Source organism: Citrobacter sp. wls829 (assembly GCF_005280825.1).
GTDB lineage: Bacteria > Pseudomonadota > Gammaproteobacteria > Enterobacterales > Enterobacteriaceae > Citrobacter > Citrobacter gillenii.
This window is the reverse complement of the sequence record NZ_SZWP01000054.1, coordinates 39,647-60,346: the sequence shown is the minus strand read 5'-3', so window position 1 is coordinate 60,346 and position 20,700 is coordinate 39,647. Positions and strand designations below refer to the sequence as shown.

General features: G+C 55.3%; 19 protein-coding genes. 12 read left to right on the top strand and 7 right to left on the bottom strand.

The genetic code is table 11. The features are described from left to right. The first annotated feature begins 21 nt into the window (after positions 1 to 21). A complete protein-coding gene (pgm, locus tag FDW88_RS09135; protein WP_115259072.1) occupies positions 22 to 1,662 on the top strand; it encodes a phosphoglucomutase (alpha-D-glucose-1,6-bisphosphate-dependent) in 1,641 nt (546 codons plus the stop codon). A 98-nt stretch (positions 1,663 to 1,760) separates the two neighbouring features. On the opposite strand, the gene kdpE is transcribed toward pgm, so the two are convergent. From kdpE to kdpF, 6 genes are read right to left on the bottom strand one after another with little or no spacing between them, the layout of a single operon-like run. Further along, a complete protein-coding gene (gene kdpE / locus FDW88_RS09130) occupies positions 1,761 to 2,438 on the bottom strand; it encodes a two-component system response regulator KdpE (protein ID WP_115259071.1) in 678 nt (225 codons plus the stop codon). Further along, positions 2,435 to 5,119, bottom strand: a complete 2,685-nt coding sequence (kdpD, locus tag FDW88_RS09125; protein ID WP_137362425.1) for a two-component system sensor histidine kinase KdpD — start codon at positions 5,117 to 5,119, stop codon at positions 2,435 to 2,437. The genes kdpE and kdpD overlap by 4 nt, the downstream gene beginning before the upstream one ends. 10 nt (positions 5,120 to 5,129) lie before the next feature. After that, positions 5,130 to 5,696: a potassium-transporting ATPase subunit KdpC gene (gene kdpC, locus FDW88_RS09120; protein WP_115259069.1), complete on the bottom strand. Its 567-nt coding sequence runs from the start codon at positions 5,694 to 5,696 to the stop codon at positions 5,130 to 5,132. Positions 5,697 to 5,704: 8 nt separating this feature from the next. Next, a complete protein-coding gene (gene kdpB / locus FDW88_RS09115) occupies positions 5,705 to 7,753 on the bottom strand; it encodes a potassium-transporting ATPase subunit KdpB (protein ID WP_115259068.1) in 2,049 nt (682 codons plus the stop codon). A 20-nt stretch (positions 7,754 to 7,773) separates the two neighbouring features. Continuing rightward, positions 7,774 to 9,453 carry a potassium-transporting ATPase subunit KdpA gene (kdpA, locus tag FDW88_RS09110; protein ID WP_137362424.1) on the bottom strand — a complete coding sequence of 560 codons (1,680 nt, stop codon included), beginning with the start codon at positions 9,451 to 9,453 and terminating at the stop codon, positions 7,774 to 7,776. Further along, complete coding sequence (gene kdpF, locus FDW88_RS09105; protein ID WP_008456132.1) at positions 9,453 to 9,542, bottom strand: K(+)-transporting ATPase subunit F; 90 nt, start codon at positions 9,540 to 9,542, stop codon at positions 9,453 to 9,455. The genes kdpA and kdpF overlap by 1 nt, the downstream gene beginning before the upstream one ends. A 307-nt stretch (positions 9,543 to 9,849) precedes the next feature. Here kdpF and FDW88_RS09100 point away from each other — a divergent pair, with 307 nt between their 5' ends. The 4 genes from FDW88_RS09100 (at position 9,850) to FDW88_RS09085 (ending at position 13,247) form a co-directional block, all read left to right on the top strand. Further along, a complete protein-coding gene (locus FDW88_RS09100) occupies positions 9,850 to 10,056 on the top strand; it encodes a YbfA family protein (RefSeq protein WP_096757857.1) in 207 nt (68 codons plus the stop codon). Positions 10,057 to 10,152: 96 nt separating this feature from the next. Next, on the top strand, positions 10,153 to 10,722 hold the full coding sequence (locus FDW88_RS09095; RefSeq protein WP_135912387.1) for a DUF1722 domain-containing protein: 570 nt from the start codon (positions 10,153 to 10,155) through the stop codon (positions 10,720 to 10,722). A gap of 18 nt (positions 10,723 to 10,740) precedes the next feature. Further along, positions 10,741 to 12,159, top strand: a complete 1,419-nt coding sequence (phrB, locus tag FDW88_RS09090) for a deoxyribodipyrimidine photo-lyase (RefSeq protein WP_137362423.1) — start codon at positions 10,741 to 10,743, stop codon at positions 12,157 to 12,159. Between the two features lie 161 nt (positions 12,160 to 12,320). Continuing rightward, complete coding sequence (locus FDW88_RS09085) at positions 12,321 to 13,247, top strand: Rpn family recombination-promoting nuclease/putative transposase (RefSeq protein WP_137362422.1); 927 nt, start codon at positions 12,321 to 12,323, stop codon at positions 13,245 to 13,247. A 52-nt stretch (positions 13,248 to 13,299) separates the two neighbouring features. Here FDW88_RS09085 and dtpD read toward each other — a convergent pair whose 3' ends face one another. Further along, entirely contained in the window at positions 13,300 to 14,781 is a 1,482-nt protein-coding gene (gene dtpD / locus FDW88_RS09080; protein ID WP_137362421.1) for a dipeptide permease DtpD, read from the bottom strand. 288 nt (positions 14,782 to 15,069) lie between these two features. Here dtpD and ybgI point away from each other — a divergent pair, with 288 nt between their 5' ends. The 7 genes from ybgI (at position 15,070) to pcp (ending at position 20,698) form a co-directional block, all read left to right on the top strand. Beyond that, on the top strand, positions 15,070 to 15,813 hold the full coding sequence (gene ybgI, locus FDW88_RS09075) for a radiation resistance protein YbgI (RefSeq protein ID WP_137362466.1): 744 nt from the start codon (positions 15,070 to 15,072) through the stop codon (positions 15,811 to 15,813). A gap of 29 nt (positions 15,814 to 15,842) precedes the next feature. Beyond that, positions 15,843 to 16,499, top strand: a complete 657-nt coding sequence (gene pxpB, locus FDW88_RS09070) for a 5-oxoprolinase subunit PxpB (protein ID WP_137362420.1) — start codon at positions 15,843 to 15,845, stop codon at positions 16,497 to 16,499. Further along, positions 16,493 to 17,425, top strand: coding sequence for a 5-oxoprolinase subunit PxpC (gene pxpC / locus FDW88_RS09065; protein ID WP_115259062.1), 933 nt, complete (start codon positions 16,493 to 16,495; stop codon positions 17,423 to 17,425). The genes pxpB and pxpC overlap by 7 nt, the downstream gene beginning before the upstream one ends. Beyond that, on the top strand, positions 17,415 to 18,149 hold the full coding sequence (pxpA, locus tag FDW88_RS09060; protein ID WP_137362419.1) for a 5-oxoprolinase subunit PxpA: 735 nt from the start codon (positions 17,415 to 17,417) through the stop codon (positions 18,147 to 18,149). The genes pxpC and pxpA overlap by 11 nt, the downstream gene beginning before the upstream one ends. Before the next feature lie 180 nt (positions 18,150 to 18,329). After that, complete coding sequence (locus FDW88_RS09055; RefSeq protein WP_096757850.1) at positions 18,330 to 19,052, top strand: DUF969 domain-containing protein; 723 nt, start codon at positions 18,330 to 18,332, stop codon at positions 19,050 to 19,052. Continuing rightward, positions 19,049 to 20,044 (top strand): DUF979 domain-containing protein, encoded by a 996-nt coding sequence (locus FDW88_RS09050; protein ID WP_096757849.1) that lies wholly within the window; start codon positions 19,049 to 19,051, stop codon positions 20,042 to 20,044. The genes FDW88_RS09055 and FDW88_RS09050 overlap by 4 nt, the downstream gene beginning before the upstream one ends. A 9-nt stretch (positions 20,045 to 20,053) precedes the next feature. Beyond that, on the top strand, positions 20,054 to 20,698 hold the full coding sequence (gene pcp / locus FDW88_RS09045) for a pyroglutamyl-peptidase I (protein ID WP_137362418.1): 645 nt from the start codon (positions 20,054 to 20,056) through the stop codon (positions 20,696 to 20,698). Positions 20,699 to 20,700 lie beyond the last annotated feature (2 nt).

Here is a 20,700-nt window from a genome sequence, read left to right as displayed (position 1 = left end):
TTGCATTAGAAGGACCAGGCAATGGCAATCCACAATCGTGCAGGTCAACCTGCACAACAGAGTGATTTGATTAACGTCGCCCAACTGACGGCACAGTACTATGTACTGAAACCAGAAGCAGGGAATGCAGAGCACGCCGTTAAGTTCGGTACGTCCGGGCATCGCGGCAGTGCAGGTCGTCACAGTTTTAACGAACCGCACATTCTGGCTATCGCTCAAGCGATTGCTGAAGAACGTGCGAAAAACGGAATTACTGGCCCTTGTTATGTGGGCAAGGACACTCACGCGCTGTCTGAACCGGCATTTATCTCTGTACTGGAAGTGCTGGCGGCAAACGGTGTTGATGTCATCGTGCAGGAAAATAACGGCTATACGCCAACGCCCGCCGTGTCTAACGCTATCCTGGTCCACAACAAAAAAGGCGGCCCGTTGGCTGACGGTATTGTGATCACACCGTCCCATAACCCGCCGGAAGATGGCGGGATTAAATACAACCCGCCAAACGGTGGTCCGGCAGATACTAACGTCACTAAAGTGGTGGAAGACAGGGCCAATGCACTACTGGCCGATGGCCTTAACGGCGTGAAACGTATTTCACTGGATGCGGCGCTGGCGTCGGGTCACGTGAAAGAACAGGATCTGGTGCAACCGTTCGTTGAAGGATTGGCAGACATCGTCGATATGGCCGCGATCCAGAAAGCGGGCCTGACGCTGGGTGTTGATCCGCTGGGTGGCTCCGGTATCGAATACTGGAAGCGTATTGCTGAGCACTACAAACTGAATCTGACCATCGTTAACGATCAGGTTGATCAGACCTTCCGCTTTATGCATCTCGACAAAGATGGCGCCATCCGTATGGACTGCTCCTCTGAGTGTGCCATGGCGGGTCTGTTGGCGCTGCGTGATAAGTTCGATCTGGCGTTTGCCAACGATCCGGACTACGACCGTCACGGCATTGTTACCCCGGCTGGGTTGATGAACCCGAACCATTATCTGGCGGTGGCAATCAACTACCTGTTCCAGCATCGTCCGCAGTGGGGCAAAGAGGTTGCTGTCGGTAAAACGCTGGTGTCCTCCGCGATGATTGACCGCGTGGTGAATGACCTGGGTCGCAAGCTGGTGGAAGTGCCGGTTGGCTTTAAATGGTTCGTTGACGGTCTGTTTGACGGCAGCTTTGGCTTTGGCGGTGAAGAGAGCGCGGGCGCGTCATTCCTGCGTTTCGACGGTACGCCATGGTCGACGGACAAAGACGGGATCATCATGTGCCTGCTGGCGGCGGAAATTACCGCGGTTACCGGTAAAAATCCTCAGGAACACTATAATGAACTGGCCGCGCGCTTTGGTGCGCCAAGCTACAACCGTTTACAGGCTCCCGCGACGTCTGCGCAGAAAGCTGCGCTGTCTAAACTGTCTCCGGAAATGGTTAGCGCCAGTACGCTTGCCGGTGACCCGATCACTGCACGTCTGACCGCTGCACCAGGTAACGGTGCCTCCATTGGCGGTCTGAAGGTGATGACCGACAACGGCTGGTTTGCCGCACGCCCGTCCGGTACCGAGGATGCCTACAAGATTTACTGTGAAAGCTTCCTCGGCGCTGAGCATCGCCAGCAGATTGAGAAAGAAGCGGTTGAGATTGTCAGCGAAGTGCTGAAAAACGCATAAGGCGTAGACCGGATGACGATGCTCGCGTCGCCATCCGGCATGAATTATAAAAGCCGGATAGCTTATATGCTGATCCGGCTTTTTTATTCAGCATCTGTTCACGGCATAAACCGATAACCAATCCCGGTTTCGGTAATAAAGTGACGTGGACGGGCCGGGTCCAGCTCGAGCTTCTGGCGCAAGTGCCCCATATAGATTCGCAGGTAGTGGCTGTGTTCGACGGCATTGGGTCCCCATACCTGGTTTAACAACTGGCGTTGGGTGAGCACTTTACCCGCGTTGTTCAGCAGGACCGCCAGCAGACGAAACTCAATCGGCGTCAGATGTATTTCCTCTTCACCACGGTGTACCAGCCGCGCGGCAATATCCACTTTAATGTTTGAGAATTGAACCACCGGTTCGGGCGTTTGCCCGGTTGCGTGGCGGCGTAAGGCCACGCGTAAACGCGCCTGCAGCTCGCCAATACCAAACGGTTTGCTGAGATAATCATCGGCGCCGGCGTCCAGCGCGGCGATTTTGTCGCTCTCCTCACTGCGGGCAGAAAGCACAATCACCGGGATGGCACTCCATTGTCGCAGGTCGCGAATAAAATCGATGCCGTCACCGTCCGGCAGGCCGAGATCGAGAATGATGAGATCGGGTTTTCGCGTGGCCGCTTCCAGCAGGCCACGTTGCAGCGTTTCTGCTTCGTAAACGCGCAGGCCATCGGCTTCCAGCGCGGTGCGCAGAAAGCGGCGAATGGCCTGTTCATCTTCAACAATCAGTACGTTTGTCACATATCCTCATGAAAATCTTCAAGTTCAGGGGGCGTTTCCTGCGGGAGTGTAACACGGAAGCATGCACCACCCTGCGGTCGATTGTGGGCGGTAATCGTCCCGCCGTGTACGTTCACAATCGCCTGACAAATAGCCAGTCCCAGCCCTACGCCCGGTACAGAGGATTCTTTGTTTCCCCGGGAGAACTTGTCGAAAATAGCGTGCTCCAGGCCCGCTGGAATGCCGGGGCCGTTATCCCATACATCCAGAAGCAAATGCTCACCTTCTACCTGCGCATCAATGCCGATTTGCGCCTGTGGACCTGCGTACTTAATGGCGTTTTCCAGCAGGTTAATCAGCACCCGTTCAAACAGTGGACCGTCAACGTGAATCAGCGTCAACGGCGCCGGAAGCGACAGATTAATCGGCGCGGCTAAACCAGGTTCCAGCATTTGCAGGGCGCTACCTACTACTTCTTCCAGCGTTAACCACTCCTTCTTAAGATTAAAGCCGCCAGATTGGATCCGCGCCATATCCAGCAAATTATTGACCAGCCGGGTGGTATTGAGCACGTGCTGGCGAATTTCGCTGGCCTGGCGGGCGTGGGGAGAACCTTCGCTGGCGAGGTCCAGTGTTAAAATCTCTGCCTGACCGAACAGCACCGTGAGTGGCGTGCGTAAATCATGGGAGAGGGCCGCCAGCAGGGCATTGCGGATGCTCTCTCGTTCGCTGGCCAATCGCGCCAGTTCTTCGCTGGCGGTCAGCGTCAGGCGTTCGAGCGCACTGGCAACCAGCAGGGTAAAGGTTTCCAGCAGACGCTGCTGTTCCGGGATCATCAACTGACGCAGGTTTCCCGGCTCCACTACCAGCAGCCCGTGCGTTTTGTCAGCGCTTTTCAGCGGCAAGATTTGATACGGCACGCCGGGGAGGGTATCGGTGCCGGCACCTGCCGGTTGTCCTTTATCAAAACTCCATTGGGCAATGGCGTCATCCCACGGCGTCATGCCCTGCTGCTCTGTCAGCGGTGCCAGCTTTCCGTGCTCATCCGGCAATAACACCTGGCTGCGGGCCTGAAAGGTGGAGGCGATAAACTGTTCGCTGGTGGTGGCGATATCTTTCTGGCTACGTCCCACGGCCAGCGCTTTGGACATCTCATACAGATGACGCGTTCGCTGCTCCCGATAACGCGCGACCCGCGCCTGATAGCGTACGCCTGCGGTCAGATTCCCAATAACCAGACCAACCGTTAACATGACCGCAAAAGTGAGCAGATACTGGACGTCTGAGACGGCAAGCGTCCCGCGTGGCGCAATAAAGAACAGATCGAAGCTGGCGACGTTGATCATGGTCGCCACTACCGAGGGCCAACGACCATAAAACAGGGCGATAACCACCACGCCTAACAGATAGAGCATCACCAGATTGGCGGCATCAAAGGTAACCAGCCATTGCATGGCAATCAGCGTGGTGATGGCGCACAGCGCGGCGGCCACCACACAGCCCTGAATTTGTACCCGCCATTTATCCTTAAAGGTGCGGGTATCCATGGTTTGGGCTGCCGCGCGTGGTGGAGGCTCGTCCAACGCGACAATCATCAGATCGAGATCCGGGGCACGATGAGCCAGCTTGTCGGCAAAGGAATCGCTGCGCCACCAGCGGCGCGTGGTTGGCCGTCCCAGCACAATTTTTCCCAGGTTATGCTCCCGGGCGTAGCGAATCACCGCCTTGTCTTCGGCGGGATCGGAAAGGGTGGCGGTTTCCGCACCCAGTTCCTGTGCCAGCCGTAGCGCGCTTAAGATCGCACGGCGCTGTTTTTCCGGGAGCTGATGCAGCGCCGGGGTTTCGACATACACCGCGTGCCACACGCTGCCAAGGCGAGCAGCCAGACGTGCGGCGGCGCGTACCAGCTTTTCACTGCCGGTATTGTGTCCAATACACAGCAAAATAGCGTCGCGGGTGTGCCAGACTTTTTCCTCTCCCGGTCGTCCTCGCCAGGCGCGCATTTGATCGTCTACTCGATCGGCGGTACGGCGTAGGGCCAGTTCGCGCAGGGCGATTAAATTACCTTTGCGAAAGAAATGTTCGATTGCCCGTTCCGCCTGACCGGCGATGTAGACCTTGCCTTCGTTGAGGCGCTGGCGTAAGTCGTCAGGCGGCAGATCGACCAGCACCACATCATCGGCAGCATCGAAAAAGGGATCGGGGACGGTTTCACGCACCTGAATACCGGTCACGCCGCTGACCACGTCGTTCAGGCTTTCCAGATGCTGCACGTTAACGGTAGTAAAGACATCAATGCCCGCTTCCAGCAGCTCTTCAATGTCCTGCCAGCGGCGGGGATGGCGCGAGCCTGGCGCATTACTGTGCGCCAGTTCGTCCATTAATATCAGCGCCGGGCGGCGGGCGAGGGCCGCATCAAGATCGAACTCGCTGATGCGTCGTCCGCGGTGAGTCTGACGTTTTAACGGCAGCACGGCGAGACCGTCCAGCAGCGCGGCGGTCTCTTTGCGTCCATGGGTTTCCACCACACCGATCAACACATCCAGGCCTTGCGCCCGCAGCCGCTGGGCCTCTGCCAGCATGGCCCAGGTTTTACCCACGCCGGCACAGGCACCGAAGAAAATTTTCAGTTTTCCACGATGCGGGGCGGTCGTTTGTTCCAGTAAACGGTCCGGATCGGGGCGTAAGGGTTCGCTATGCATGTCCTTTGTCTCAGTGCTTATCCAGCGCTAAATTAAGTTCCACCAGGTTCACCACCGGTTGACCGATAAAACTGACCAGCGGCTTTTGCGTGTATTGTGCAACCAACTGCGTAACCTCTTCAACGCTGAGGTTGCGCGCATGTGCCACGCGTGGAATCTGCCAGGCAACGGCCTCTGGCGTCAGGTTATTATCCAGCCCACTGGCGGATGCGGTTACTAACTCCACAGGAACGACAGGGCTGGCCTGCGGGTTGGCGGCACGCAGCGCAGCGATCCGGCTTTGTAGTTGCTTATCCAGTTCCGGGTTGCTGGCGGCCAGATTACTGCCACCCGAACCCATTGGATTATAGGGTATTTCCGCCGTTGCTGACGGGCGTCCTTGAAAATATCCGGCGGCGGTGAAGTGTTGCCCGATGCGTTCAGAACCGCGGATCGTCTGACCTTCGCGGATGAGCGACCCGTTGGCCTGATGGGGAAACCACCACTGCCCCAGTGCGGTGGTCAACAGCGGGTAGACCCCGCCGGTAATAAGCATCAGGAAAAATAATGTTGATAATGCAGGACGTAATCCACTCATCTGAAACCTCACACCAGACCCAGCAGGGTCAGCAGTAAATCAATCACTTTAATGCCGATAAATGGCACGACCAGGCCGCCGAGGCCGTAAATCCACAGATTGCGGCGTAACATGGCGGAGGCGGACAACGGTTTGTAGCTCACCCCTTTCAGTGCCAGTGGGATCAGAAAGACAATCACCAGCGCATTGAAGATAACCGCGCTGAGGATTGCCGAATCCGGCGAATGCAGACGCATCACGTTAAGCGCGTTGAGCTGCGGATAGGTGGCGGCAAACGCCGCCGGAATAATGGCAAAATATTTGGCGACGTCGTTGGCAATACTGAAGGTGGTCAGTGAACCGCGCGTCATCAGCATCTGTTTGCCAATGTGGACCACTTCGATAAGCTTGGTGGGGTTAGAATCAAGGTCCACCATGTTGCCCGCTTCTTTAGCCGCCTGGGTCCCGGAGTTCATGGCGACCGCAACATCTGCCTGCGCCAGTGCGGGGGCGTCGTTCGTACCGTCACCGGTCATTGCCACCAGACGGCCTTCCGCCTGGTACTGACGAATCAGCGCCAGCTTAGCTTCCGGTGTGGCTTCGGCTAAAAAGTCGTCCACCCCGGCCTCCGCTGCAATCGCGGCGGCAGTCAGACGGTTATCGCCGGTAATCATCACCGTTTTGATACCCATTTTGCGTAGCTGGGCAAACCGTTCTTTGATCCCGCCTTTGACTATATCTTTCAGGGCAATGACGCCCAGAACGCGCGAACCTTCGACAACCACCAGCGGCGTCGCGCCAAGACGGGCAACGTTTTCCACTTTCTGTTCGACATCTGCAGGGAAGTGTCCGCCGTTGGCCTCAACGTGACGACGAATGGCGTCGACCGAGCCTTTACGGATCATGCGGTTGTCGATGTTAATGCCGCTCATCCGGCTTTGAGCGGTGAACGGCACAAACGTGGCGTGCAGCGATTGCACATCGCGTATGCGCAGATTAAAGCGCTGTTTTGCCAGAATCACGATGCTGCGACCTTCCGGCGTTTCATCCGCCAGTGATGAAAGCTGCGCCGCGTCGGCCAGCGTTTTTTCGTCGACACCGTGGGCGGGAATAAAATCTGATGCCTGACGGTTACCCAGCGTAATGGTGCCGGTTTTATCCAGCAACAGTACGTCGACGTCACCTGCTGCTTCGACCGCCCGCCCGCTGGTGGCGATCACGTTCGCGCCGAGCATTCGGCTCATACCGGCCACGCCAATCGCCGAGAGTAGCCCACCAATAGTTGTCGGGATCAGGCACACCAGCAGGGCAACCAGCACCGTGACGCTAACTGCACTGCCGCCCCAGGCCGAGAACGGCCACAGGGTGGCGGTTGCCAGTAAAAAGACGATGGTCAGGGCTATCAGCAGGATTGTCAGCGCGATTTCGTTGGGCGTCTTACGCCGCTGGGCGCCTTCAACCATGGCGATCATCCGGTCGAGGAAGGTTTCACCGGGGTTCACGCTGCATTCGATAACCAGCCAGTCGGAAAGAATGCGGGTCCCGCCGGTTACGGAAGCAAAATCACCGCCGGACTCACGGATAACCGGCGCAGATTCCCCGGTAATGGCGCTTTCGTCCACCGATGCGCCGCCTTCAATCACCTCGCCGTCGCAGGGAATAATATCGCCTGCTTCCACCAGCACGATATCGCCTTTGCGTAGTTCCTCTGCGGGAACATGATCCATTTCTGCACCGTATTTCGGTTCACGCAATTTGCGGGCAAACGCCGTCTTCTTAACGCCTTTCAGGCTGTTGGCCTGAGCTTTACTGCGTCCTTCCGCCAGCGCTTCGGCAAAATTGGCAAAAAGGACGGTGACCCACAGCCAGAGGCTTATCGCACCGGTAAACAGGGGATTGCCTGTCATGTGCCCGGTTGCCATTGCAACGGTTAACAAGGTTGTCAGCAGGCTGCCCAGCCAGACGATAAACATCACCGGGTTGCGCCACTGAGTATGTGGGCTTAACTTTTTGACTGCGTCCATCAGCGCGTGTGCGACCAGAGACGGTTCGAACAGTGCCAGTTGTTTGCGACTCATAACAATGTGCTCCGCATCGCTCAACGTAAAGAGAGGTATTCTGCGACCGGGCCAAGCGCCAGTGCAGGAATAAAGGTGAGGGCGCCAACCAGTAACACCGTACCGATCAACAACCCGACAAACAGTGGGCCGTGAGTGGGGAGCGTCCCCTGGCTTGCCGGTTGGCTCTTTTTAGCCACCAGCGAACCGGCAATTGCCATCACCGGAATAATGACCCCGAAGCGGCCGAAGAACATGCACAACGCCAGCAGGCAGTTCCAGAAGGGGCTGTTAGCGCTTAACCCGGCAAAGGCGCTGCCGTTGTTGTTGGCGGCAGATGACACGGCGTACAGTACTTCGCTGAAACCATGCGGGCCGGGGTTGAGCATGGCGCTGCGTCCGGCGTCGCTCATCATGGCTATCGCTGTACCGAGCAGCACCAGCGCAGGCGTCACCAGAATCGCCAGCGCGGTCATTTTCATTTCCCGCACGTCGATTTTCTTACCCAGATATTCCGGCGTGCGCCCGATCATCAGTCCGGCGATAAACACCGCCAGCAGGACGAACAGCAGCATGCCGTACAAACCGGAGCCCACGCCGCCGAACACCACTTCGCCAATCTGCATCAACCACATTGGTACCATCCCGCCCAGTGCGGTGAAGGAGTCGTGCATCGCGATGACCGCCCCACAGGAGGCCGCCGTTGTGACGACCGCGAACAGACTGCTGACCAGTACGCCAAAGCGGCTCTCTTTCCCTTCCATATTGAGACTGCTGTCTGCGCCAAATGCCAGCAGATGTGGGTTTCCTTGAACTTCCGCCCACATCACAATCGCCACGCAGATGACAAAAATCAGCGACATGGCCCACAGTAAGGTGCGTCCCTGACGGCGATCGCCCACGACATCGCCAAAGGCAAAGCACAGGGCGGCAGGAATGCAAAAGACAGCCAACATCTGCACCATATTGGTCAAGGCGGTTGGGTTTTCAAACGGATGCGATGAGTTAGCATTAAAGAAGCCGCCGCCGTTGGTACCGAGCATTTTAATGGCCTCCTGCGAGGCAACCGGTCCCATTGGTAACAGCTGCTTGACGCCTTCAAGGGTGGTGAATGACTGATAGGGCAGCAGGTTTTGCAGTGCGCCTTGCTGAATAAAGAACAGGGCAATAAGCAGAGAAAGAGGGAGCAGGATCCACAGCGTAATGCGCACCAGATCCACCCACGCATTGCCCAGGGTATTCATACTCTGGCGCGTAAAGGCGCGGATTAGGGCAAAAATCACCGCAATACCGGTCGCCGCAGACAGAAAATTCTGCACGGTTAAGCCAGCCATCTGGCTAAAGTAGCTTAAGGTGGTTTCGCCACTGTAAGACTGCCAGTTGGTATTGGTGACAAAACTCACGGCGGTATTCAGCGCAAGATGCCATGACAGCCCCGGTAGCTGCTGAGGATTCAGTGGTAACAAGTTTTGCGCCATCAGCAGGGAAAACAGCACCAGCAGACCCAGGATATTGAGCATCAGGATCGCCAGCAGGTACTGTTTCCAGTTCATCTCATGTTGTGAAACGCCTAACCCGCGCCAGAGAATACGCTCAACACCGGTTACGCCCGGAAGGGGGATGTTGGTGATGAGTCGTGCCAGCACGGCACCCAGCGGTCTGGCGATGACAAATAACACCAGTAAGAAACTGGCGATGAGTAAAAATCCTTGTGCCGCCATCAGAACGCCTCCGCCTTAATCAGGGCATACACCAGATAACCGAGTAATAAAAAAACCAGCACAATGCCAGTTATCACGCCTGCACTCACGGTGCACCTCCTGTGACATCAATGTGATAACCAGAGCGTAGGTTTTTGGTTGCAAAGATTTCGCAAAAATTGGCGGGTGGGGTGTAAAAAAAGTATAAAAATGGCAAAGACCGTTATTTAACTAATGATTGGTATTAATTTAACTTTTATGTAACCTAATTACAGTTTCAGGCTAAACGGAGCATCAATAGATAAAAATAAGTGGTCGGATGAGTAGCAAAATTACACACAAGGCGGTATTATTTTCATCAGTTAACCAAATTTATTTTCCGGTGCTATTCACCGAACAGATATAGGGGAGAGGATTATGGACTTGTATAAAGAATATCCAGCGCACATTGTCTTATTACGCCGTACTTTCGCCGTCGTGGCGGGCGTGCTGGCGCTGCCGGTCATGCTGTTCTGGAAAGACCGTGCCCGTTTTTACAGCTACCTGCACCGCGTCTGGTCGAAAACCAGTGATAAACCGGTGTGGATGGATCAGGCTGAAAAAGCGACCTGCGATTTCTATTAAGTCATCGTAATTGCTAAAAAACCCGCCAACAGCAATGTGGCGGTTTTTTTATGCACGGACGTCTACACTTACCCGAATAACGGATAAGGAGTCGTGATGAGCAAGAGAATTCCTGTGGGTATCCACACCTGTGTTACGGCGCCTGCGGTTGGTTGTTCTGCCAGAGAAGCCTGCCCGTTTGACGACAGTACCCTGGTGCGTATTTATGCATTGCATGAACTGTATAAGCTTCACCAGCGGGGGCTAACGCGCGGAGCGTTGATTGACTATCACACCCGCTACAAACTGATCCTGCTGGCGCATTCCCAGCCAGAGTATCGTGAACTTGGCCCCTTCGTTGCGGCCATCCACGAATGGCAAAGTCTTGAGGCGTTTTTTAATGAGTACCGCTTACGACTGACGCATTTGCTGTTCAATAATGCAACCCGACGTAATCACACCAATGTCCTGATGCACGTTCAGGGTTATTTCCGCAATCAACTCGATCTGCATCAACGTCAGGAACTGACCTCGATAATCGATAGCTATCGACGTGAAGCGCAGCCACTGCTTGCACCGTTAAAGCTCATCAAACACTATATGGCCGAGCACCCGAACACCTGGCTGTCCGGGCAACGTTATTTTGAACTCTGGCCGGCAATTCTGGATTTGCGCGGCAAAAATTAATTTATCTGCGGGAGTTTTATGACCACGCATCTGGTCTGGTTTCGGCGTGATTTGCGCCTGCATGACAATCTTGCTCTTGCGGCGGCGTGTCGGGATCGTTCAGCCCGGGTGCTGGCGCTATATATCTCCACCCCAGAACAATGGGCGGCGCATGATATGTCTGCGCGTCAGGCGGCGTTTATCAGCGTGCAGTTGAATGCGCTACATGCGGAGTTGGCAGAAAAAGGGATCCCGCTGCTGTTTCATGAAGTTGCCGATTTTGCTGCCAGCGTGGAGACAGTAAAACGTGTTTGCGCACAGCATGACGTCAGCCGACTGTTTTATAACTATCAGTATGAAATCAATGAACGGCAGCGTGATGCAAGGGTCGAGAAGCAGTTGCCTGACGTCGTGTGCGAAGGCTTTGACGACAGTGTGATCTTACCCCCGGGCGCGGTTATGACCGGCAATCATGAAATGTATAAAGTCTTTACGCCGTTTAAAAATGCCTGGCTGAAGCGAATTAAAGACGGCATTCCGGAATGTGTTAGCGCGCCAATGGTGCGGGATAGTGGGGCGCTCACCGCGCCGTTAACGCCACTCACGCTGAATTATCCGCAGCAGGATTTTGATGCAGCACTTTTCCCGGCGCAAGAAAAACGGGCTATCGCGCAGTTACGCCAGTTTTGTCAGCAGGCCGCGAGTGACTATGAACAACAGCGTGATTACCCGGCCATTGAAGGCACCAGTCGCTTGTCTGCGAGTCTGGCCACGGGCGGGTTGTCGCCGCGTCAATGCCTGAACCGTCTGTTAGCCGAACAGCCGAAGGCGCTAGAGGGCGGTGCCGGGAGCGTATGGCTAAATGAACTTATCTGGCGTGAATTTTACCGACATTTAATGACCTGGTATCCGGCGCTGTGTCGGTATCAACCGTTTATTCGCTGGACTGACCGCGTGCAATGGCAGAACAACGCGGTGCATCTTCAGGCGTGGCAGACGGGAAATACGGGATACCCCATTGTTGATGCCGCGATGCGCCAGCTTAACACTACCGGCTGGATGCATAACCGTTTACGCATGATCACCGCCAGCTTCCTGGTAAAAGATCTGCTGATTGACTGGCGTAAAGGGGAGCAGTACTTCATGTCGCAACTGATCGACGGCGACCTGGCGGCCAATAACGGTGGCTGGCAGTGGGCTGCGTCTACCGGAACCGATGCTGCACCGTATTTCCGCATTTTTAACCCTACAACTCAGGGGGAGAAATTCGACCGCGACGGTGAGTTTATCCGCCGGTGGGTTCCCGAGTTGCACGAGGTACCTGGTAAAGCAATCCACGACCCGTGGACGTGGGCAGAAAAAGCGCAGGTTACCCTCGATTATCCCCGTCCGATTGTAGATCATAAACAGGCCAGGCTAGCGACGCTGGCGGCCTACGAGGCGGCACGCAAGGGGTGAGCGTGCGGTTTATTTCTGCGTACTACCATCCGGTAGCATGAATGCGTTGCTGCCGGGCGCATTTAGAATTGGAGCGTGTACGCAAGGCTGTGAATGCCTGGATGCACGCGTCACGCTCGGGCAGTAAAGTCCCGTCATCTTCTTTCAGGTGACGGAATACGATGACAACGCCAGCGACGTCCACACCGCATGATGCGGTATTCAAAACATTTTTACGCCATCCCGAAACAGCGCGCGATTTCCTCGACATTCACCTTCCGGCTTCTCTGCGGACGCTTTGCGATTTATCCACGCTGAAACTGGAGTCAGAGAGCTTTATCGACGCTGATTTACGTTCCCGCTACTCCGATGTGCTCTGGTCTTTACACACACGCGAAGGCGATGGTTATGTTTATGTTGTTATAGAGCATCAGAGTTCAGCCGATCCGCATATGGCTTTTCGTCTGTTGCGTTATGCGATGGCAGCTATGCAGCGCCATCTGGACGCCGGGCACAAGGAATTACCGCTGGTTATTCCGATGTTGTTTTATCATGGCTGTCGAAGCCCGTACCCGTATTCACTATGCTGGCTGGATGCGTTCGCCGATCCCGTGGCGGCAAAGCAACTTTATGCCAGCGCATTTCCTCTGGTGGATATAACGGTTGTGCCAGATGACGACATCATGGCTCACAGGCGAATGGCGTTGCTGGAACTGATGCAAAAGCATATCCGTCAGCGGGATTTGATGGGGCTGGTAGAGCAACTGAGCACACTGCTACTAACAGGTTGCACTAATGACACGCAGCTACAGGCGATGTTTAATTACATTCTGCAATCCGGCGATGAATCTCGTTTTACTGAATTTATGCAAGAGATGACGCAACGGATCCCCCAACACAAGGAGAGGCTGATGACTATTGCGGAGCGGTTACGGTTAGATGGAGTACAGGAAGGACTGCAACAAGGGCTGCAACAAGGACTACAGCAAGGTAAGCAAGAAGCCGCGTTGCGTATTGCGCTAACCATGCTGGCACAAGGAATAGATCGCGAAATGGTAATACTGATTACCGGTTTGGCTGAAGAGGATTTGGCAGCGAATAATGCGTAACCGTCTGATAAAAAACAGGCCCGACTCATATGACATCATCGGGCCTGTTAACTCAGGACTCTAGCGCCAGCGCGCGTTTTTTAAATTTAAGTGACTGGTACAGCCAAATCAGCAGCACCAGCGCCACGCAGGCCAACGCACCCCAGGTAATTTCGCTAAAGACGTCAATATACGCGTTGATGGAATAGTTGATGGCCCCGGAGGCATCAAACGCGCCTTGTGACGTCTGGTCGGCAATCACCCCCGCCAGATAGTTGGCAATAGCGCCGGACAGCAGCATATAGATTCCGGTTAACACGCCGGTGACGCCAGGGATCTCAATGCGCGTAATCTGCGACATGGCGACCGGGTCGATAAACAGTTCGGCAAATCCCATTACCGCCAGCCCCAATACCATCAGCGGCATCGAGGAGTGGCCGTAAGCGGCGGACCAGCGGGCGCTTAAGGTCAGAATACAGAATCCGGCGCTCATCAACCCCAGGCCGAGGGCAAATTTTCCCCAGATGCGCACGGTACGATTACCACTGACGCTTTCTTTGACTACCCAGGCCAGCACGATGCCGCACAGCATCACGGCAAAGGCGTTAACCGACTGGAACATGGCGGTAGGAATGGAATATCCCAGAATATCGCGATTCACAAAGCGGTCGATATACAGGCTGATGGAGCTGCCGCCTTGCTGTGCAAAGGCCCAGAATAACAGACTGAAGAACGTTAGCGTGACGATAAGCCCCAGTTCTTTGCGCTGCTTTTGCGTTTGTGCCTGACGGTAAATTTTTGCCAGAACGACCAGACCAATGACGGTGGCGACGATTAGCGCATACACGGACCACTCTTTCCAGAACAGAACGGTAATTAGCAGCGGTGCGGCGACCAGCAGCACTAACAGCCAGGCCCAGTTTGGCAGAACAAACGTTCTGGCACACAGGACCGCTTTGTTGACGCCGGTGGTGTGGGCGAAATACCGGTTGCCGCGCAGGAAAATCACCAGTCCTGCCAGCATACCAATTGCGGCCAGCGCGAAGCCCATCGCCCAGCTGTATTCTTCCTGCACATAGCCACAGGCAATGGGGGCGATAATCGAACCGATATTTCCGGCGGCGTAGAGCAGTGAGAACCCGCCGTCGCGGCGCGGATCGTCGGTGTGATACAGTTCACCCAGCAGGCAGCTAATGTTGGATTTAAACAGACCGTAGCCGCAGACAATGATCGCCAAAGATAAATATAGGAACGCTGGCGCCATTTCACTGGCACCCAGTACCAGATGTCCAACCGCCATTAACAATGCGCCAATCATCACCGCCATACGGTTACCAAGGACCTTATCCGCCAGGTATCCGCCAAGAATAGGCGTGACATACACCAGCGAACAGTAAGCGCTGAACAACGCATACGCATGAGTATCGTTGTACTTGAGTTGGTTGGTGAGATACAGGATCAGCAGGGCGCGCATGCCGTAAAAACTGAAGTATTCCCAAATTTGCAGCGCGACGACGTAATAAATTGCGCGTGGCTGAGATGCGTGTTTATTCATTCTATTCTCGAAGTAAATGCCTCACGCCAGGATGAACGTACTGCGTGAGCGTGTTTCCTTGAAGTTATAACTTTGATACAGATCTGATTATTTTTGCAATATGCTGTCTGATTGCATAAATATACATGAATAAAATCACGTAGTGGTAAGCAATTTACGTTCAAACGGCGAGTGAGTGTTTCTTGATGTGTCAGTGAAATGGTTATCGACGAATGGAGGCGGGGACGCTATTTTACATAAGCAGTATTGCTGATTGGACAGGCAGAAATTATGACAACGAGGGCGATGATGAAAAACACCGAGCTGGAACAACTGATCAACGACAAACTGAACAGTGCCGCGATTAGCGACTATGCGCCGAATGGTTTGCAGGTTGAGGGCAAAGAGACGGTGCATAAAATCGTGACCGGAGTGACCGCAAGCCAGGCATTGCTGGATGAGGCTGTGCGCCTGGGCGCTGATGCGGTCATCGTTCATCACGGTTACTTCTGGAAAGGCGAATCTCCGGTAATTCGTGGCATGAAGCGCCATCGTCTGAAAACGCTGCTGGAAAATGACATCAACCTGTATGGCTGGCACCTGCCGTTGGATGCTCACCCGGAGCTGGGTAACAACGCACAGCTGGCGGCGCTGTTGGGCATTACCGTGATGGGTGAAATCGAGCCGTTGGTACCGTGGGGTGAACTTGCCATGCCAGTGCCGGGGCTGGAATTTGCCTCGTGGATTGAGGCGCGTTTAGGGCGTAAACCATTGTGGTGTGGCGATAGCGGGCCGGAAAAAATTCAGCGCGTTGCCTGGTGCACCGGGGGAGGGCAGAGCTTCATTGATAGCGCGGCCCGTTTTGGTGTTGATGCATTTATTACCGGCGAAGTCTCAGAGCAAACTATTCACTCAGCCCGTGAGCAGAGGCTGCATTTCTACGCCGCTGGACACCATGCCACCGAACGCGGCGGTATCCGGGCGTTAAGTGAATGGCTGAATGAAAATACCGAGCTGGATGTATCGTTTATCGATATTCCTAACCCCGCCTAATGAATCAGGTTGTAAAAAGAGGGACGAAAGTGCAGCGAGCGCGTTGTTATCTGTTAGGTGAAACTGCGGTGGTTCTGGAACTGGAACCCCCCATTACGCTGGCGACCCAGAAACGTATTTGGGGTTTGGCTCAGCGCCTGGTTGATGCCCCGAATGTGCTTGAAGTGATCCCGGGTATGAACAATATCACGGTGACGCTGCGTAATCCGCAAACCCTGGCGCTGGATGCCATTGAACGTCTGCAACGCTGGTGGGAGGAGAGTGAAGCACTGGAGCCGGAGTCGCGCTTTATTGAAATTCCGGTGACCTACGGCGGAAAGCAGGGACCGGATCTGGCCGATGTCGCACAACACAGTGGATTAAGCGAAAAGCAGGTCGTTGAATTGCATGCTTCTGTTGACTATGTGGTCTGGTTTTTAGGCTTTCAGCCAGGGTTCCCCTATCTCGGGAGCTTACCGGAACAACTGCATACTCCACGACGTGCGGAACCGCGTCTGATTGTTCCAGCAGGTTCGGTCGGTATCGGCGGCTCACAAACCGGTATCTATCCGCTCGCCACACCGGGGGGATGGCAGCTGATAGGGCATACCGCCATTAAGTTGTTTGATCCCCGCCGGGATGAACCCATCCTGTTACGACCAGGAGATACCGTGCGCTTTGTACCGCAGAAGGAGGGAGTATGTTAACTATCATTCGTGCCGGTATGTACACCTCCGTCCAGGACGGCGGTCGTCACGGTTTTCGCCAGTCAGGAATCAGCCACTGTGGGGCGCTGGATAAGCCCGCATTGAACGTTGCCAACCTGCTGGTGGGCAACGATGCAAATGCCGCCGCGCTGGAGATAACGCTCGGCCAGTTGGTTGTGGAGTTTGACGCAGATAGCTGGTTTGCCTTAACCGGCGCGGGGTGTGATGCACATTTAGACGGTAACCCGGTGTGGAGCGGATGGCGACTTCCGGTGAAGGCTGGGCAACGCCTGACGCTAAAACGTCCGCAACATGGCATGCGCAGTTATTTGGCAATAGCGGGTGGCATTGATGTTCCCGAGGTCATGGGGTCGTGCAGCACCGACCTGAAAGTCGGCATCGGTGGTCTGGAAGGGCGTCTGTTACGCGATGGAGACAGGCTGGCGGTGGGCGTTTCCACGCGACGGTTCAGCGGACCGCAGGGGGTAAAACAGCTCATGTGGGGGAACCGCATTCGTGCGTTACCCGGACCTGAGTATCATGAGTTTGATGAAGCTTCGCAGGCGTCATTCTGGCGTTCGCCATGGCAACTCAGCCCGCAGAGTAACCGCATGGGGTATCGCCTGCAGGGACAACCGCTAACACGCACTACCGATCGAGAACTGTTGTCGCACGGTCTGCTTCCCGGCGTGGTGCAGGTGCCGCATAACGGCCAGCCTATTGTGCTGATGAACGACGCCCAGACCACGGGGGGCTATCCACGCATCGCCTGTATCATTGAGGCGGATATGTACCATCTGGCACAAATTCCCCTCGGCCAGCCAATTCATTTTGTTCAGTGCTCGCTGGAGGAAGCGCTAAAGGCGCGTCACGACCAGCAGCGTTATCTGGAACAATTAACATGGCGACTTAACGATGAAAATTGATCTGAATGCAGACCTCGGTGAAGGCTGCGCAAATGACGCCGCGCTGCTGCAACTGGTGTCTTCTGCCAACATTGCCTGCGGATTTCACGCCGGCGATGCGCAAACCATGCTGGCAAGCGTGCGTGAAGCGTTAAAAAATGACGTAGCAGTGGGGGCGCATCCCAGTTTTCCGGATCGGGAAAACTTCGGCCGTAGCGCCATGACCCTACCCGTCGACACGGTTTACGCCCAGACGCTGTATCAAATCGGTGCGCTGGCGGCGATAACCCGGGCGGAAGGTGGCGTGATGCGCCACGTCAAACCGCACGGCATGTTGTACAACCAGGCCGCCAGGGATCCACAGTTAGCCGATGCCATCGCCAGGGCGGTACATGCCTGCGATCCGTCGCTGGTGCTGGTGGGGCTGGCGGGTAGCGAACTGATTCGGGCCGGCGAGCATTATGGTCTGCAGACGCGTCAGGAGGTGTTTGCCGATCGCGGCTATCAGGCGGATGGCAGTCTGGTTCCGCGTAGTCAGCCGGGGGCGCTGATTGAAGACGAAGAGCAGGCGTTGGCGCAAACCTTACAAATGGTGCGGTCCGGGAGAGTAAAAAGCCAAACTGGAGAATGGGCCAACGTCACGGCACAGACGGTCTGTATTCATGGTGATGGTGAGCACGCACTCGCTTTTGCCCGCCGTTTGTGCAGCGCGTTTAATGCATGCAATATTGAAATTATCGCATAAGATTTACCATACAAAACAATAATATATTACACAACAACATAAACTCTAAATAATTTGAGTTGCAGGAAGATGACCAGTGAGTGAGTTCCCAGGCGCTTACAGAAGTAAGTGACTGGGGTGAACGAAGGCAGTCAACGCACCTGCAGCTTGAAGTATGACGAGTTTTAACAGGAATGAATTATGGAAGAGGTAATTTCGCTTTGGCCATTGACGGGGATCGCCGTCATCGTGGTCGGATTTCTTTTACGTTTTAACCCGGTATTGGTGGTTATCATTGCCGGGATCGTCACCGGGTTGGCGGCGCATATGCCGATCGCCACTATCCTCGAAAAACTGGGTGAAGGTTTTCTCAACACCCGCAACCTGCCGTTTATCTTATTGATTCCGCTGGCGGTCATCGGCCTGCTGGAGCGGCATGGCCTGAAAGAACGCGCCCAGGCGTGGATCGCGAAAATCCGTAGCGCCACCAGCGGCCGTTTGCTGATTGTCTATCTGTTTATTCGTGAAGCGACCGCCGCGCTGGGACTAACCAGTCTGGGTGGCCATCCGCAAATGGTGCGTCCGCTGCTGGCGCCGATGGCAGAAGGGGCCGCTGAGAAAAATCACGGTGAACTGCCAGGCTCTGTACGCTATCGCCTGCGTGCGATGTCAGCGGCGACCGATAACGTTGGGCTGTTTTTCGGCGAAGATATCTTTGTTGCCTTTGGGGCAATCATCTTCATGCACAACTTTATGCTGGAGTCCGGCGGGATCCAGACCGAGCCGTTGCACATTGCCCTGTGGGGGATCCCAACGGCGATTTGTGCCTTCCTGATCCACGGTGCGCGCTTGTGGCGGCTGGATAGCTATCTGCAACGAGAAGTCGCGAAAGCGAATGCCGCAGCGAAAGGAGAAGCGAAATGAATTTTCAGCAAAGCTATCTCTACTGGCTGGCGGGTGCGGTCTTGTTGATTGTGGCCGTGATGTCCTGGCAGGACAAAGCGAACCCCCGGCGTTTAACCACCGGTCTGTTCTGGGGCGTGTATGGTCTACTGTTTTTGCTGGGTGACTGGACCTATTCACTGTTTGGCGATAAACGTACGGTGCATATCGCGGTGGGTATCGCGGTGGTCGTACTGGCGCTGATCGCCGGTTTTGGCGGCGTGAAGCTCGGCAGCTACCATCAACGTACGCAACAACAGCGTGAAGAAAGCGCCAGTCGACTGGGCAACCGGCTGTTTTTCCCGGCGCTGGCGATCCCGGTGGTCACTGTTGTCGGCGTGCTGATGTTCAATCATATTCCGGGTTTACAGAATGCGCTGTTTGGGCCGGGGAATCACGCCACGCTGGTGACGCTATTTTCAATGACCGCCGGTTCGCTGATTGGTCTGGCAATGGCGGTTAAAATGACCCATGAGCGGGCACATCAGCCGATTCAGGAAGCGCGTCGTCTGCTGGACTCCATCGGCTGGGCGTTCATTCTGCCGCAAATTCTTGCCACGCTCGGACTGCTGTTTACGGCGGCGGGCGTCGGCAGCGGCATTTCGTATCTGACGCAGGAATATCTGGCAGTGGACAGCCGCTTTATTGCGGTGGCGGTGTATACCATCGGTATGGCGTTGCTGACCATGATTATGGGTAACGCCTTTGCCGCCTTCCCGATTGTGACCGCCGGGATTGGGATTCCAATTCTCGTCTTGCAGCACGGTGGCAATCCGGCGGTGATGGCGGCAATTGGTATGTTCTCCGGGTATTGCGGAACGCTGATGACGCCGATGGCGGCAAACTTTAACATCGTGCCAGCGGCGCTGCTGGAGCTGCCGGATAAAAACGCGGTGATTAAAGCGCAGGTGCCGACCGGCATCCTGCTGTTGCTGGTGAATGTGTTCCTGATGTATTTCCTGATGTTCCTGTAAGGAGGAAGGATGAAAACGGTATTAATCACCGGATTTGAACCCTTTGGCGGCGAGTCAGTTAACCCTTCCTGGGAAGTGGTCTCGGGGCTCGACAATGCTATCATCGCTGGATGCCGCGTCGTGGCGCGCCAACTGCCGTGCATATTTGGCGAATCTCTGGCAGTGCTCAATAGTGCGATTGATACGCTGTCACCGTCGCTGGTGCTGGCGGTCGGTCAGGCCGGAGGTCGTACAGACATCACCGTTGAACGCGTTGCCATCAACGTGGACGATGCGCGTATTGCGGATAACCGTGGCCAGCAACCGGTAGATGAACCGATTGTGGCTGATGGCCCGGCGGCGTGGTTCAGCACACTGCCGATCAAAGCCATGGTGGTGGCCATGCGCAGCGCTGGTATTCCGGCATCGGTTTCGCAAACCGCAGGTACCTTCGTCTGTAACCACGTGATGTATGGGCTGCTGCACAAACTGCGAGATACGCCGACGGTGAAGGGGGGATTCATTCATATCCCTTATCTTCCACAGCAGGCCGCAGCCCATCCCGGTGCGCCAAGTATGGCGAGTGATACGGTGCGTCGTGCGCTGGAAATCGCCATCGTCACGGCGTTACAGGTGGAGCGCGATATCGCCGTGACGGGCGGTGCAACACATTAACA

What these genes read in the sequence shown, in the direction of transcription:
- dtpD (WP_137362421.1), bottom strand. Translation starts at nt 14,781, where the DNA reads ATGAATAAACACGCATCTCAGCCACGCGCAATTTATTACGTCGTCGCG.
- kdpD (WP_137362425.1), bottom strand. Translation starts at nt 5,119, where the DNA reads ATGCATAGCGAACCCTTACGCCCCGATCCGGACCGTTTACTGGAACAA.
- kdpC (WP_115259069.1), bottom strand. Translation starts at nt 5,696, where the DNA reads ATGAGTGGATTACGTCCTGCATTATCAACATTATTTTTCCTGATGCTT.
- pgm (WP_115259072.1), top strand. Translation starts at nt 22, where the DNA reads ATGGCAATCCACAATCGTGCAGGTCAACCTGCACAACAGAGTGATTTG.
- FDW88_RS09095 (WP_135912387.1), top strand. Translation starts at nt 10,153, where the DNA reads ATGAGCAAGAGAATTCCTGTGGGTATCCACACCTGTGTTACGGCGCCT.
- ybgI (WP_137362466.1), top strand. Translation starts at nt 15,070, where the DNA reads ATGAAAAACACCGAGCTGGAACAACTGATCAACGACAAACTGAACAGT.
- kdpB (WP_115259068.1), bottom strand. Translation starts at nt 7,753, where the DNA reads ATGAGTCGCAAACAACTGGCACTGTTCGAACCGTCTCTGGTCGCACAC.
- FDW88_RS09050 (WP_096757849.1), top strand. Translation starts at nt 19,049, where the DNA reads ATGAATTTTCAGCAAAGCTATCTCTACTGGCTGGCGGGTGCGGTCTTG.
- pxpC (WP_115259062.1), top strand. Translation starts at nt 16,493, where the DNA reads ATGTTAACTATCATTCGTGCCGGTATGTACACCTCCGTCCAGGACGGC.
- pxpA (WP_137362419.1), top strand. Translation starts at nt 17,415, where the DNA reads ATGAAAATTGATCTGAATGCAGACCTCGGTGAAGGCTGCGCAAATGAC.
- FDW88_RS09055 (WP_096757850.1), top strand. Translation starts at nt 18,330, where the DNA reads ATGGAAGAGGTAATTTCGCTTTGGCCATTGACGGGGATCGCCGTCATC.
- phrB (WP_137362423.1), top strand. Translation starts at nt 10,741, where the DNA reads ATGACCACGCATCTGGTCTGGTTTCGGCGTGATTTGCGCCTGCATGAC.
- kdpA (WP_137362424.1), bottom strand. Translation starts at nt 9,453, where the DNA reads ATGGCGGCACAAGGATTTTTACTCATCGCCAGTTTCTTACTGGTGTTA.
- pcp (WP_137362418.1), top strand. Translation starts at nt 20,054, where the DNA reads ATGAAAACGGTATTAATCACCGGATTTGAACCCTTTGGCGGCGAGTCA.
- FDW88_RS09085 (WP_137362422.1), top strand. Translation starts at nt 12,321, where the DNA reads ATGACAACGCCAGCGACGTCCACACCGCATGATGCGGTATTCAAAACA.
- FDW88_RS09100 (WP_096757857.1), top strand. Translation starts at nt 9,850, where the DNA reads ATGGACTTGTATAAAGAATATCCAGCGCACATTGTCTTATTACGCCGT.